Genomic DNA, 13,995 nt, shown 5'->3' with positions numbered 1-13,995 from the left:
CGCTTCACCCCCCTTTCGCCTCGTAGAGCGTCGTGATCACATCCTCCATCGACGGATCCTCCACGTTGATGTCCAAAATCGGATACCGCTCGAGCAGTCGGCCGATCGCCGCCTCCACCGATGTCTTCAGGATATCCACCTTCAACTTCAGCCCTGTTCCCTTTTGCTTCAGCACCTCCGTCCCCGGAAGGGTGAAGTCGTCCGGTTCCGCCCCCAGTTTCAGATGGACGATCTTGTACTTCAAGACATCCCGCTTCAATTGATGCACCGGAACGTCCATCACCACCTCTCCGTGATTGATGATGATCGCCCGGTCGCACAACTCTTCCACATCCCCGGTGTCGTGGGAGGTGAGAAAAACCGTCACCCCCTCTTTCCGGTTGAAGAGGCGCATCATCTCCCGGATTTTTTGCTTCACCACCACGTCCATCCCGATCGTCGGCTCATCCAGAAACAGAATCTCCGGTCGGTGCAGCAGCGCCACCGCCATCTCGCATCGCATCCGCTCTCCCAGGGAGAGCTTTCGGACCGGCGTGTGCAGATAAGGCTCCAGCCCGAACATCTCCACCAGTTCGTCGCGCCGCTCCCGGAAGGGTTTCGCCGGCAGTTCATAAATGTCGGCCATCAGGGCGAAGGTGTCGGCGGGAGGGAGATGATACCACAGCTGCGACTTCTGGCCGAAGACCGTCCCGATGCGGAAGGCCAGGCGGGCCCTTTCCCTCTGCGGCACCATCCCGAGCACCTCCAACCGGCCGGAAGTGGGATGCAGGATCCCCGTGAGCATCTTGATCGTCGTCGACTTGCCCGCCCCGTTGGGCCCCAGAAAGGCCACCGTCTCCCCCTTTTCGACCCGGAAGCCGATGCCGCGGACCGCTTCCTTCTCAACCACGTCGGGTTTTACCAGCGATTGAAGGCTGCCCCAAAACCCCGGCGCCTTCCGCTTCACCCGAAAGGTTTTCGTCAGATTCTCCGCTTGGATCACCGTCATGGAACATCCCCCCTGAAACCATTTGGAAAACGCGCTTCATCCCCCAAGATCCTCTGCTTCGCGGATGAAACGCATCCCCTTCCCCGCGCGTCCCCTCCTGCGCTTCATCTCTTTATCGGACTAAAACAAAAAGCCCTTCGCCGGTTCCCATTGGGAACCTGCCGCGAAAGGCTTTTATCCTTACGGTGTGACGCAATCTGCGCCTGGTGTCGCTCGGACCGGACCCGTCCGCTCGGCGGACGGCGGAACCCTAGACACCCTCCCCAATTGTTACGATGATTATACACACCGGAGAAAAGATTGGCAAGAGGATTGTTCCCGTTCCGCGGGAATCATCTCCTCAAAGCGATGATCAAGGCATGGGCCTCCGCAGCCAGCCTCTTTCGCGCGCGGTCCGTCACGCGATCCTTCATCCCCTTATCGTTCAGGTGCTTGAGAAAATCCTCCATGTGCTTGACGGCCTGTTCGGTGTGCCCCTTTTGCTCTTGGCGGCCGGCCTGCTTCAGGCTGCGGGACAATTGCCTGGCCAGCGGATCTTTCAGCTCCCCGGATCGCTTGTAATCCCGGATCAGCTGGTCGACCGCTCCGAAAAAGCGATTCACGTCGTCATATCCGAGCAATTCCACTTCGGCCAGCCTCGTGGAATCGGCCCCGTTGTTTTCGGTGATTTCCAGCCTGTAATGGGAATACTTGCCGGGATGTCTCACCTCAAAGGCCCGGGTTTGGCGGCGCCACTGGAAGGATTCCCCGCTTCTTTCATCCAGCACGGTCCAGTTTCGGCCGTCCCTGGAGCCTTTAAGCACCCAGCTCTTCGGATCTCCCACCGGGGATCCGTCTCCGGATGTCAAGGTGTACATCCTCACCTTCTCCGGACCTTCCGCAAATCGCCATTCCACCCGGGGGGAAGAGGTGTCAAAGGTCATATGGGTGTCCGAGGAATCGTCGAACAACCCTTCGGCATCACCGCCTCCTTCCGAGCGATCCGTCAAATCCCTCATCGGGCGGGGCATCAGGGAGGACCCGTCGGTGGAGGGGGCGGTGATGGACGGCGGAAGGGCCTGCTCCCCGGTCCCCCATTTGGAGGGTTTGGGGCCCATTTCGAAATCCAGCGTGGCTCCCCGGATCAGGTCGAAATGGGAAAGGGTGGTTTTGTTGTATTCGACGCCGTTCAGTTTGACCCTTTGGATGTATTTGTTCCTGTCGCTGACCTTCGGGGCGTTGATGACGATCTTGTTGCCGTTTTCCAGGTGGATGGTCATTTTCTTGAAGTAAGGGGCGCCGATCACATATTCCGGCGTTCCCAGCCGCAGCGGATAAAAACCGGCCGCACTGAAGATGTACCAGGCGGACATTTCTCCGTTGTCTTCATCTCCGGGGTATCCCTGCCCGATTTCGCTGCCGATGTAAAGCCGGGACAGGACCTCCCGCACCTTCTCCTGGGTTTTCCAGGGCTGGCCGGCATAGTTGTACATGTAAAGGATGTGATGGGAGGGCTGATTGCTGTGGGCGTACATGCCCATCCGGACATCCCTTGCTTCCCTCATCTCGTGGATGACACCGCCGTAATGCCCCTTAAACTTCGGCAGGGCCGTCTCCGGTGTGCGGAAGAACTCATCCAGCTTGGCGGCCAGCGCCTCCCTTCCCCCGTAAAGATTGGCCAATCCCTGGCCGTCCTGCGGGGCGTGAAAGGCCATGTTCCAGGCATTGGTCTCCGTATAATCCCTTCCCCACTCGCGGGGATCGAAGTCTTCGGGTGAGACGCGCCACGCGCCAGAAGGCGTCCGGCCCATGAAGAAATTCACATTCGGATTGAACATGTGCACATAGTTTTGGGCCCTGTTTAAGAAGTACAGGTAATCATCCTTGTATCGGGAACGATCGGGATCGTCCCCGTCTCCCCGCTCATACAGGGCCTTGGCCAGATTGGCGATGCCGAAGTCGTTGATATAGCCGTCCATCGCCCAGGACATGCCCTCCGGCGTGGAGGTGTCGGTGTATCCCTTGAAAATGGAGGTGACCAGGCCCTTTCTCCCCGTTCCCGGGTCGGGGCTGACCGCCGTGGCATTTTTCACCGCCGACTGGTAGAAGCTTTTCACATCAAAGTTCGTCACCCCTTTGATGTACGCATCGGCGAAGGCGATATCCGAGCTGGTCCCCACCATCAGGTCCGCATATCCCGGGGAAGACCAGCGGGCGATCCAGCCGCCGTCCCTGTAATGCTGGACAAAGCCGTCGATCATCTCCCCCGCTTTGGTGGGTGTCAGCAGGACGTAGGCGGGCCACGCCGTCCGGTAGGTATCCCAGAAGCCGTTGTTCACATAGACTTTTCCCTCCACGATTTTGGCTCCCGTCTTTGTGGGCGTATTCTCCCCGACCGGCGGCGAAAAGGGGCTGGCATACTTGTAAACGGGCTTGTCCGCGGTGCCGACGTTTTCGTACGCGGAATTGGGGTACAGGAACAGGCGGTACAGGTTGGAGTACAGCGTCACCAGATCCTCTTCGGACGCACCTTCCACCTCGATGATCTTCAGCTTGTCATCCCACAGTTTCTGGGCCCTTTCCCTGACGGTTTCCAAGGTGTCCGCGGGGGAGATTTCCTGTTTCAGGTTTTTCTCGGCCTGCGCCACGCTGATGAGGGAGGTGGCAATCCGCATCGTCACCGTCCGATCGCCCTGGCCGGTGTCAAACCGGTAATAGGCCATCACATCATCCCGGCCGTGACCGGAAATCCGGCCGCTCTCGAGAACCGGTTTGTCGAATTCCGCGTAAAAGAACATCCGCGTGGCACCCGTGGACAATCCGCTTTTTACATCGGAGAAGCCGGTGATCGCGCGCTTCTCCGGATCCAGCCGGATGCCGCCGCTATTGTTCACATTGTCGAAGATGAGGGTGGATCGATCCCCCTTGAACGTGAACCGGAACAGGGCGGCGTGATCGGTGGGAGCGATCTCCGTCCGGATGCCGTTCTCGAAGGTCACGCTGTAGTAATGGGCCTTCGCGATTTCATTCTCCCGCTGGAAGGGCAGGGCCCGGTCACTGCGGCCGGCCTCCGGAACCCCTTCGGCGGAATCCGAGGGCATCACCTGAAAGGTCTGGCGGTCACCCATCCAGGGGCTGGGTTCGTGGCTGAGTGAAAAGGCCTGAATTTCCGGGAGATTGTCCTCGTTGTTCTGCTCGTGGTACTGATACAACCAGCTGGTCGAACCCGCATCGGTCACCGGCGTCCAGAAGTTGAAGCCGTGGGGGACGGCGACGGCCGGGAAGGTATTTCCCCGGGAAAAGGTGCCGTTGGAATGGGTGCCCCGCAGGGTGTTCACGTAATCGGAGGGCCTGGATGCGCTTAGCTTTGCCGGATTCCCCTCGATTCGGATATCGTCGATGTGCCCCCGAAATACGGCAGGTCCCTTCGGATTGTCATAGGCCACCAGGATGCGCTTGATCCTTTTTCCGGCAGCCACTTTGCCGATGTGGGCCTTTTTGAAGTTCCATTGATGCGGGTACAGCGTTTTCGACTTGCCCTGATCCCGCGGGTTCAGCTTCACCCCGTGTTGATCCACGGCCCCCAGTTCGCTCAAATAGGTTCCGTCCGAAAAGGCGAGATCGACGGCGGCATAGGTGCTGGCATACTCCAGGTGATCCTTGTCCGTAAATTCCGGGAAAATGTGATAGGACAACCGGGTGTCGGGGGTAACCAAAATGTCCACTTCGTAAATCTTGTTGTAGGAGTAGGCCCTGCCTTTGGCGACATGGGTGCCGTAGTAGGTCAGGGCGCGGCGACCGGTCCAGCCGGCGTTCCGCTTGGCGGTGTAAGCCTTGGACGGACCCGATGCGATATGGGATTTCATATCGGAAGGCGGGGGCGGCGGCACTTCGATGCCGTTGGAAAGCTGCAGCTCCGCCAGCTGCGTGATATTGGCGCCGGCATTCCGCGTAATCTCCAGGCGGTAATAGGAATACTCGGTGTCATTCTCGAATTCGTACACTTTGGTCTGGAAGCGTTCGTCAAAGCGCTCTCCCTCTCTCCGGTCCAACACGGTCCAGTTTTCCCCGTCCTCGGAACCGGAAAGGGTCCAGTCGCGGGGATCCCGCTCCGGGTAGTCGTTGGCCGAGGTCAGCGCATATTTCACCACCGCTTCCGGTTCGGAAAGCCGGAGCTCGATCCAGGCCGTGGGTTCAAAGGCGAGCCATTTGGTGGTCACATCGCCGTCGATCAATTGCTGATCCGTTTCATGGGGCGGGTTGTTGGCACTGGCCTTGATCTCTTTCACCTTCTCGGTGATATCCCCCGGGATGCGATCTTCGGGGACAATGTGACCGTCAACTCCCTTCGCCCTTTTATTGCCTTTCAAATCGGTTTCAACCGTATTTTCCCAGGTCAAATCATCCACTTCAAAGGACGAGAAAAAGTCGGTTTGAACCTCCCGGGCCGACGCCGCCGGGGGAGGGGGAACAAGCGACATTTGCAACAGAAAGACAACCATCACCAATGCGCTGAAAGCCTTCCTCGCACCCACTCTTTTCATCGCCGCACCTCCGGGGACAAGGGTTGTCAAAGGGATTCGACGCCTGTCCAGTTGGATAATGTTTTAATCAAATGGTACTAAATTTTTAATTGTTTGTAAATATCGGCCGCATGTCTTCCGGTTGACCGCCTCCCGCCCGTCGGCTGCCGGAAACCCCCGCTGCGCTGCTCCCGCCCGCCGACTGTTCACCGGCAAAAAATGAACGCGGCAAAAGGAGTTCCGCCGCATGACGGGGAAAATGGATAAGGAGGACAAGGAACACAAGCGTCCGCCCTTTTCGGAATTGAACGTCACGGTTGAACATTCCGCCGAATGAACGCGGCGGTTTGGGAGGAACCGCGATGATCAAACGGGATTACGAAGAGTACCGCCGCGCCTTTGAAGGCGTCCCCAAACCCTTTGCCTACCTCGACCTGGATCTCCTCTCGGAAAACATCCGCAACATCGCAGGGAAATGCGGCGATAAAACCCTCCGCCTCGCCAGCAAATCCCTGCGCAGCGTCCGGGTCATCCAGTTCGTGCTCCAAGCCTCCGACCGCTTCCGGGGCGTCATGTGCTTCACCGTCCCCGAAGCGGTGTATCTCGCCGAACAGGGGCTGGACGATCTGCTCGTCGGGTATCCCGCCTGGGAGCCGGAGCACCTCCGGCAAGCGGCGCGGAAGATCGCGGACGGCCGCCGCATCACCCTGATGGCGGACTCGGCCGAGCATATCGACCATCTGGAGGCGATCGCCCGGGAGACGGGCGTGCGCATCCCCGTCTGTTTGGACATCGACATGTCCGTCTCCTATCCCGGCCTCCACTTCGGCGTCCGGCGGTCCCCCCTCCGAACCGCGGAGGAAGCGCTGGCGCTGGTCCGACGGATCGCCTCCTCGCCCCACCTCCTGCTGGACGGGCTGATGGGTTACGAAGCCCAGATCGCCGGGGTGGGCGACCGCTATCCGGGCGCCTGGGCCAAAAACCTCCTCGTCCGCATGCTCAAACGGCACTCCGTCCGGGTCGTGGCGGAGAGGCGGGGGGCACTGGTTCAGGCCGTCCGCGATCTGGGAATCCCCCTCCGCTTCGTCAACGGGGGAGGGACGGGAAGCCTCGCCACCACCGCCCGGGACCCGTCGGTGACGGAGGTGACCGTGGGGTCGGGACTCTATGCGCCGGCCTTGTTCGATTATTACCGGGATTTCCGGTATCAGCCCGCCGCGGGATTCGCCATCGAGATCGTCCGCAGGCCGCACCCCGGCATCTACACCTGCGCGGGGGGCGGTTACGTGGCCTCCGGCGCCGCCGGGCGCGACAAACTGCCGGTGCCATATCTGCCGGAGGGAGCGCGCCTGCTCCCGCTGGAAGGCGCCGGCGAGGTTCAGACGCCCCTCCGTTACGAGGGACCGATTGCCCTGAACCTGGGGGATCCGGTCTTTCTGCGCCATGCCAAGGCCGGTGAATTGTGCGAGCGATTCGACCGACTCCACCTGTTTTCGGAGGGGCGGATCGTCGGGGAGGCTTCCACTTACCGCGGAGACGGGAGGTGTTTTCTGTGAGTCAGAAGGAATGGAGCAACTGGTCCGGTTCCGTCCGCTTTCGGCCAAAGCGCGTCCTTTATCCGGCTTCCGTGGAGGATGTGGCCCGGATCATCCGGGAGGCCGCCGATGAAGGCAAACAGATCCGCGTCGTCGGTTCGGGCCATTCCTTCACGCCCCTGGTCCCGACCGACATCCTTCTCTCCCTCGACCGACTTCGCGGTTTGGAAGCGGTGGACAAAGAGCGCCGGCTCGTCACGGTCCGGGCCGGAACCAAATTGAAGGAGCTGGGGAAGCTCCTCCACGGGCACGGATTGGCCCAGGAAAACCTGGGGGACATCAACGCCCAGTCCATTGCGGGGGCGATCAGCACCGGCACCCACGGCACCGGGATGAATTTCGGAATTCTGTCCACACAGGCGGCCGCCCTCACCCTCGTCAACGCAAGGGGGGAGGTGGTCGAATGCTCCCCGGACCGAAATCCGGAGCTATTCAAGGCGGCGCAGGTTTCCCTCGGCGCCCTGGGGGTGATTGTCCGCGTCACCCTGCGGGTGCTTCCCCGGTACCGGCTCCATTACCGGAGCGGACGGATGTCCCTAACGGAATGCCTGAACCACCTGGACCGCTACCGCCGCGAACACCGCCACTTCGAATTTTACTGGTTTCCCCACACGGATCAGGTCCAAGTGAAGTTCATGGATGAAACCGATCGGGCGGCAACCGCCGGCGGACTCTGGAGCCGGTTCAGCAAATGGTTCCTCGAAAACGGCGCCTTCTGGCTCCTTTCCGAGACCGCCCGCCGCTTTCCCCGGTTGTGCCCTTCCATCAGCCGCCTGTCCGCCCGGGGAGTGCCCGCGGTGGAAGAGGTGGGGGACAGCCACCGGCTGTTCGCGACGCCTCGCCTGGTCCGCTTCAACGAAATGGAGTACGCCCTTCCGGCGGAGAAGCTGGCGGAAGTGGTGCGGGAGATCCGGGAGACGATCCAGCGCCGCCGGTTTGCCGTCCATTTCCCCATCGAGTGCCGGTACGTCAAGGGGGACGACATCTGGCTCAGTCCCGCCTACGGCCGGGACACGGCCTTCGTCGCGGTGCACATGTACCGAGGGATGCCTCATGAAGCGTACTTCTCCGCGGTGGAGGCGATCTTCCGCCGCCACGGGGGCCGTCCCCACTGGGGCAAGATGCACTCGCTGACCGCCGAGGAGCTGAGCCGCCTGTATCCTCGGTGGAACGACTTTTGCCGGATCCGCGGCGAGCAGGATCCCGAGGGACGCTTTCTCAACTCCCACCTGCGCACCCTGTTCGGCGTGCCTTCCGGACAGGCGGCGGAATCTGCGACCGCCCGGTAGCGCCGGCAGGCCGGGAGGGAGCCCCGCGACAAATTGTCATGCCCATGGAGAGCCAACCAAGCCTTCCCCTCCTCCGCAGGTGCGTCATGTAACCGGGCGAAGCATCTCCCGCTTCGAATTCATCCCCTTCAGTTGAGCGCGAACTCAACCGGTTGCGAAAACGGGCCTTCGAAAAATCTTTGAAGAAGTTGCAGCTCGATTACCTCGATCTGTACTTGATACACCAGCCGTTCGGCGATTATTACGGCACTTGGCGAGCGATGGAAGAGCTGTATCGCGAAGGCCAAATCCGGGCGATCGGGGTCAGCAACTTTCTGCCGGATCGCCTGATGGATCTGATCGTGCATAACGACATCGTGCCCGCCGTCAACCAGATCGAGACCCATCCGTTCTACCAGCAGTGGGAGACCCAGGCCTTCTTGAAAGAGCTGGGCGTCCAGCACCAGTCGTGGGCTCCTTTTGCCGAAGGGAAGAACAATCTATTCAGCAACGAAGTGTTGAGCTCGATTGCCGCCAAACATGGCAAAACCGTCGCGCAAGTCGTATTGCGCTGGCTGGTGCAGCGGGGTATTGTGGTGATTCCGAAATCGGTGCGCAAGGAGCGGATCATCGAAAACTTCAACATCTTCAATTTTGAATTGGACGCAGACGATATGGAGCGCATTTCGGCTCTCGATACGGGGAATACGCTCTTCCTGTCCTACCACGATCCGGCAGTTGCCAAGATGATGGGCAACTGGAAAGTCGAGCTGTAAATGCCGTCCGCCATTTTAAGAAAAACGCCTGACGGCGTTCATTAAGCGTGCATCTATGTTCATAAGAGCTATATCTGGCTGGGTGTGGGTTCGTCCCCTACACCCAGTTTAATTTCCGTCTGTCGAACTTAACCAATTCAGGGTCCCCACCTCTTTCTAAACCCGACTAAACCTTACTAGAGCGAGAAAAAAAGTGTTTACTTGGATGATAATCACTTACCGTATCGACCACGATCGATACCAATGCAAAAGACGGAGCCTACGGCATTCACGTTCTGTAACTCGTTGTTAAAGCGACAGAAGGCATAAGGAGCCAATTGGAATTCAGCGACGAGAAGGCGGAACAGCGGCGATGACGTGACGGAAAACGCGGATTTCCCCTCCAAAAAAGGAATCGACCCAAAGGGCAGGTCGATTCCTTTCGTCCTTTTTCTTTTTTGGAAACTCAGCCTTCCAGCAGCAGCTGCTCCGGATCCTCCACCAATTCCTTCACCCGAACCAGGAAGCTGACCGCTTCCTTCCCGTCGATGATCCGGTGGTCGTAGGAAAGGGCGAGATACATCATCGGCCGGACTTCCACCCGGTCATCCTCCACGACGACCGGTCGCTTCTGGATCTTGTGCATGCCCAGGATCCCCACCTGCGGAGGGTTGAGGATGGGAGTGGAATACAGGGAACCGAACACGCCGCCGTTGGTGATGGTGAAGGTGCCGCCCTGCAGTTCCTCCAGGGTGAGGGAGCCGGACCGGGCCCTTTCGGCCAGGGCGGCGATCCGGCGCTCGATCTCCGGAAAGCTGAGCCGGTCCGCATTACGGACGACCGGGACGACAAGACCCTGATCCGTAGATACGGCGATGCCGATGTCGTAGTACTTCTTGATCAGGATCTCCTCTCCCCGAATCTCCGCGTTGAGCAGGGGAAAGGCCTTCAGTGCCCCCACGACGGCCTTGGTGAAGAAGGACATGAACCCCAGCCCCACCTCATGCCGCTCCCGGAACCATTCTTTCCGGCGGCGACGAATCTCCATGACGGCGCTCATGTCCACTTCGTTGAAGGTGGTGAGCATCGCCGTCGACTGCTTGGCCTCCAGAAGCCGGCGGGCGATGGTGAGGCGGCGGCGGGACATCCGGATCCGCTCCACCGGCCGTTCTCCTTCCCCCGACGGGTGGTCCCGTTCCGGCCCGCCGGGAGCCTTTCCCGCGGAGGGGGCTTCGGCCGCGTGATCCCGGACGTCCTCCGCCGTCACCCTTCCCCGGGGATCCCGCGCTGAAACCTGCCGAAGATCGATCCCCCGCTCCCGCGCCCATTTTCGAGCGGCGGGCGTGGCGACGGGGAGTTCGGCGGGTGATGGCCGGACGTCCCCCCCGGGTTCGGCGCCTTCCGCCTCCCTGGGTTCCGGAGGCGGATCGGAAATCGGCTCCTCCGCTTTTTTCTCCGCCTCGGGATCGGCAGCTTCCCCATCCGCTTCACCGAGCAGGGCGATCGCCTCTCCCACGCGGACAGTCTCTCCCTCCTCCTTCAAAATCTTTTTCAAAACTCCGCTCTGTTCCGCGCTGATTTCCACATTCACCTTGTCGGTTTCCAGCTCCGCGACGACATCCCCTTCCCGCACGGGGTCCCCCGCCCGTTTCACCCACCTGGAGATGGTCCCCTCGGTGATGGATTCCGCCAGTTCCGGCACTTTGATTTCCATCATGTTTCCTTCCCTCCCGGTTTGGAAGCGGTATAGGTCAGGGTCAAGCGAGTCGCTTCATCGAGAATGCGCCGTTGCTCGATATCGTGGATTTCGGAGAAACCCTCCGCCGGACTGGACCGCTCGGGACGACCGATGTAGCAGACGGCTATCCCCTCAGGTGCCACAGCGCGCAATCGGGGGGCCACGTAGGTCCAGGCGCCCATATTTCTCGGCTCCTCCTGAATCCAAACCATTTCCCGCAGGCGGGGGAAGCGCCGCACCACCCGGCGGATCTCCTCCTCCGGGAACGGATACAGCTGTTCCACCCGCACCAGGTGCATCCGTTCCCCGGCTTTTTCGCCCTCCATCTTCTCTTCCAGTTCCACGGCAATTTTCCCGCTCGCAAGGAGCAGCCGCTCCACGCGGTCGGCCCTTTTCCGCCAACCCGGCCGTTCGATCACGCTTTGAAACCGGCCCTCCGTGAAATCCGTCAGGGGAGAGGCGGTCTGAGGATGGCGCAGCAGGCTTTTCGGCGTCATCAGGATGAGGGGCCGTTCGGCATGCTCCCCGAGCAGCAGCGCCTGACGCCGCAGCAGGTGAAAAATCTGGGAGGCCCGGGTCAGATTGGCCACCACCCAGTTGTTCTCCGCCGCCAGTTGCAGAAACCGCTCCAGGCGGGCGCTGGAATGCTCAGGCCCCTGGCCTTCGTACCCGTGGGGCAGGAGCATCACCAGTCCGGACCGCTGCCCCCACTTGGCGCGGCCGGAGGAGAGAAACTGATCGATGATCACCTGGGCGGCATTGGCGAAATCGCCAAACTGCGCTTCCCAGAGGACGAGGGTGTCGGTTGCGAACACGTCGTACCCGTATTCAAAGCCCAGTACGGAAGCTTCGGAAAGGGGGCTGTTGTATATGGCGAAGGAGGCCCGCGCCTGGCTGAGAAGGTGCAGGGGAGAGTACGAACGGCCCGTTTTCGGATCGTGGAGGACCAGGTGCCGATGGGCGAAGGTCCCCCGCTCCGTATCCTGGCCGGACATGCGGATGGCGATTCCGTCGGCCAAGATGGTGGCATAGGCCAGGGTTTCCGCCAGGGACCAATCCACCCGTCCCTCCTTCTCCAGGGCTTCGGCCCGGCGGAGAAGAATCCGTTCCAGTTTCGGGTATCGGCGGAAGCCCTCCGGTTTGTTCAGCAGCTCGCGGTTGAGCCGGCGAAGGGTCTCCTCCTCCACCGCCGTCACCACTTCCGGCAGCTCCGGGACCGGAGCCTCTTTTTCCATCACCGCCCACTCGTCGGGGGGATCCTCTTTCATCTTCCGGTACGCCCGCCTCAGCCGTTCCTCCACTTCCTTCTCCGCCCGCTCCACCTCCTCCCGGGATATCCTCCCTTCCTTCTCCAGCCGCCTGGCATATTGAGCGGCCAGACTCGGATGTTTTTGGATCTGCTCGTACATCTGCGGCTGCGTCGCGACGGGATCGTCCATTTCATTGTGACCGTAGCGCCGGTAACCCACCAAGTCGATCAGGAAATCCTTCCGGAATCGGCAGCGGTACGCCCAGGCCAGGCGGACGGCGGCCAGACACGCCTCCGGATCATCCGCATTGACATGAACCACCGGGATCTCAAAACCTTTGGCCAAATCGCCGGCGTAAGCGGTGGATCGGGCATCGGAGCTTTCGGTGGTGAACCCCAGCTGGTTGTTGGCGATGATGTGGACCGTCCCTCCCGTGGAGTAGCCCCGAAGCCGGCTCAGGTTGAGGGTTTCGGCCACGATCCCTTCACCGGGAAAGGCCGCGTCTCCGTGGATCAGAATGGCCAAGGCCCGGTTCACGTCCTGTTCCGGAAATCCGGGGCGCCCGCGCTCCTCCTGAGCGGCGCGGGCAAACCCTTCGACGACGGGATTGACAAATTCCAAATGGCTGGGGTTGTTGGCGAGGGTCAACCGGGCGTAGAGGATTTCCCTCCGATCCGCCTCTTCCCATTCCCGTTCGGCGCCCAGGTGATACTTCACATCCCCCGTCCATCCGAAATTGATCCCCGCTGAGCCCTCGGAAGGAACCCGCTCCTTGTCGGGGGAGTGATGAAATTCGGAAAAAATGACTTCGTAGGGCTTCCCAAGCACGTGGGCCAACACGTTGAGCCGACCGCGGTGGGCCATGCCGATCATGACGTTTTTGACGCCGTCATTGACGCTTCGGCGGATCAACTCATCCAGCATCGGCACCAGCACATCGATGCCTTCGATGGAGAACCGCTTCTGTCCCGGAAACGTGCGATGCAGAAACCGCTCGAATCCCTCCACCTCAATCAATCGCTTCAACAGATCGACCTGCTTTTCCGGCGGCAAAAAGGGACGAATTGCCCCGGATTCCACCTGGCGCTCCAACCATTCCCGCTCTTCGGGATCATGCACATGGGAAAATTCGAAGGCCAGGGATCCGGTGTAAATCTCCCTGAGCTTGGCGATGGCCTCCAAGCCCGTCCGCACACCCTCGGGGGCTTCCGGCCAGATCCATTCGGCCCGCATCCTCCGGAGATCCTCCTCGCTGAGACCGCAGGCGGCGGGGTCGAGCCGGGGATCGGGACGGATCTCCGTTTTCAGGGGATTGATTCGCGCCTGTCGGTGGCCGTAGGTGCGGATCCGCTGCGCCAGCTCCACAGCGGTCATCACCTTCCGGATCAGCGCCGGATCCTCCACCTTTTCCCCGGAAACAACCTCCGTCGGTACGAAGGGCGGCGGACCCAGGCGCTCAAAAAGCGTCCGGACGGACGCTTCTACCGAACGGGGATCCTCGACATACCGTTCGTATTGCTCGACGAGATACGCCAGATTGGCGCCGTGAAAACTCTCCCACTTCATGGACCCGTAGTTCCTCTCCACTCTCTGTCCCATCCTCTCAAAAAGGACTTCTTTACCTGTTTTTCCCTAATCCTGTTCCTTTAATCAAAAACTGCCGGAAAACTGCGGTCGGAAACCCCTCGACAAAAGAAAACGCCACCTAAAGGGTGGCGGGAGGCTATTGACAAACCCAGCGGAAAAACCGCTGGGTTTGTATGCTAATTGGAAGAAAATAGAGAAGAACAGACGGATAAAGGACCCGCCTTGGGGCCCATTGTTCCTCTTCCAAAGGAGCAAGGCCATTTTCTTGATGTTTTGGCAAACGGCAGTAAGGAGGCATTGCTCTGTTACTCT

The 13,995-nt window shown here is 60.4% G+C and carries 6 protein-coding genes and 1 pseudogene; 3 read left to right on the top strand and 4 right to left on the bottom strand.

The window, feature by feature from the left end:
* Positions 1-4 precede the first annotated feature (4 nt).
* Both CLV97_RS07145 and CLV97_RS07140 read right to left on the bottom strand, forming a co-directional pair.
* The gene (locus CLV97_RS07145; RefSeq protein ID WP_106344845.1) at positions 5-988 is read right to left on the bottom strand and encodes an ABC transporter ATP-binding protein; all 984 of its coding nucleotides are present in this window, start codon (positions 986-988) and stop codon (positions 5-7) included.
* Between the two features lie 332 nt (positions 989-1,320).
* Positions 1,321-5,511 carry a GH92 family glycosyl hydrolase gene (locus CLV97_RS07140; RefSeq protein ID WP_106344844.1) on the bottom strand — a complete coding sequence of 1,397 codons (4,191 nt, stop codon included), beginning with the start codon at positions 5,509-5,511 and terminating at the stop codon, positions 1,321-1,323.
* Positions 5,512-5,852: 341 nt separating this feature from the next.
* On the opposite strand from CLV97_RS07140, the gene CLV97_RS07135 reads away from it, so the two are divergent.
* From CLV97_RS07135 to CLV97_RS07125, 3 genes and pseudogenes are all read left to right on the top strand, one after another.
* A complete protein-coding gene (locus CLV97_RS07135) occupies positions 5,853-7,046 on the top strand; it encodes an amino acid deaminase/aldolase (protein WP_106344843.1) in 1,194 nt (397 codons plus the stop codon).
* On the top strand, positions 7,034-8,374 hold the full coding sequence (locus tag CLV97_RS07130; protein WP_425440553.1) for a D-arabinono-1,4-lactone oxidase: 1,341 nt from the start codon (positions 7,034-7,036) through the stop codon (positions 8,372-8,374). Before CLV97_RS07135 ends, CLV97_RS07130 begins: the two co-directional genes overlap by 13 nt.
* A 158-nt stretch (positions 8,375-8,532) precedes the next feature.
* Positions 8,533-9,129, top strand: a pseudogene (locus CLV97_RS07125) (aldo/keto reductase); the annotation flags it as partial.
* 445 nt (positions 9,130-9,574) lie between these two features.
* Here CLV97_RS07125 and odhB read toward each other — a convergent pair.
* On the bottom strand, positions 9,575-10,825 hold the full coding sequence (odhB, locus tag CLV97_RS07120) for a 2-oxoglutarate dehydrogenase complex dihydrolipoyllysine-residue succinyltransferase (RefSeq protein WP_106344841.1): 1,251 nt from the start codon (positions 10,823-10,825) through the stop codon (positions 9,575-9,577).
* A complete protein-coding gene (locus CLV97_RS07115) occupies positions 10,822-13,695 on the bottom strand; it encodes a 2-oxoglutarate dehydrogenase E1 component (RefSeq protein WP_425440552.1) in 2,874 nt (957 codons plus the stop codon). The genes odhB and CLV97_RS07115 overlap by 4 nt, the downstream gene beginning before the upstream one ends.
* Positions 13,696-13,995: the final 300 nt, after the last annotated feature.

This window comes from Planifilum fimeticola (assembly GCF_003001905.1).
In the GTDB taxonomy this organism is placed as follows: Bacteria; Bacillota; Bacilli; order Thermoactinomycetales; family DSM-44946; genus Planifilum; species Planifilum fimeticola.
This window is presented reverse-complemented; position numbering and strand designations above follow the sequence as displayed.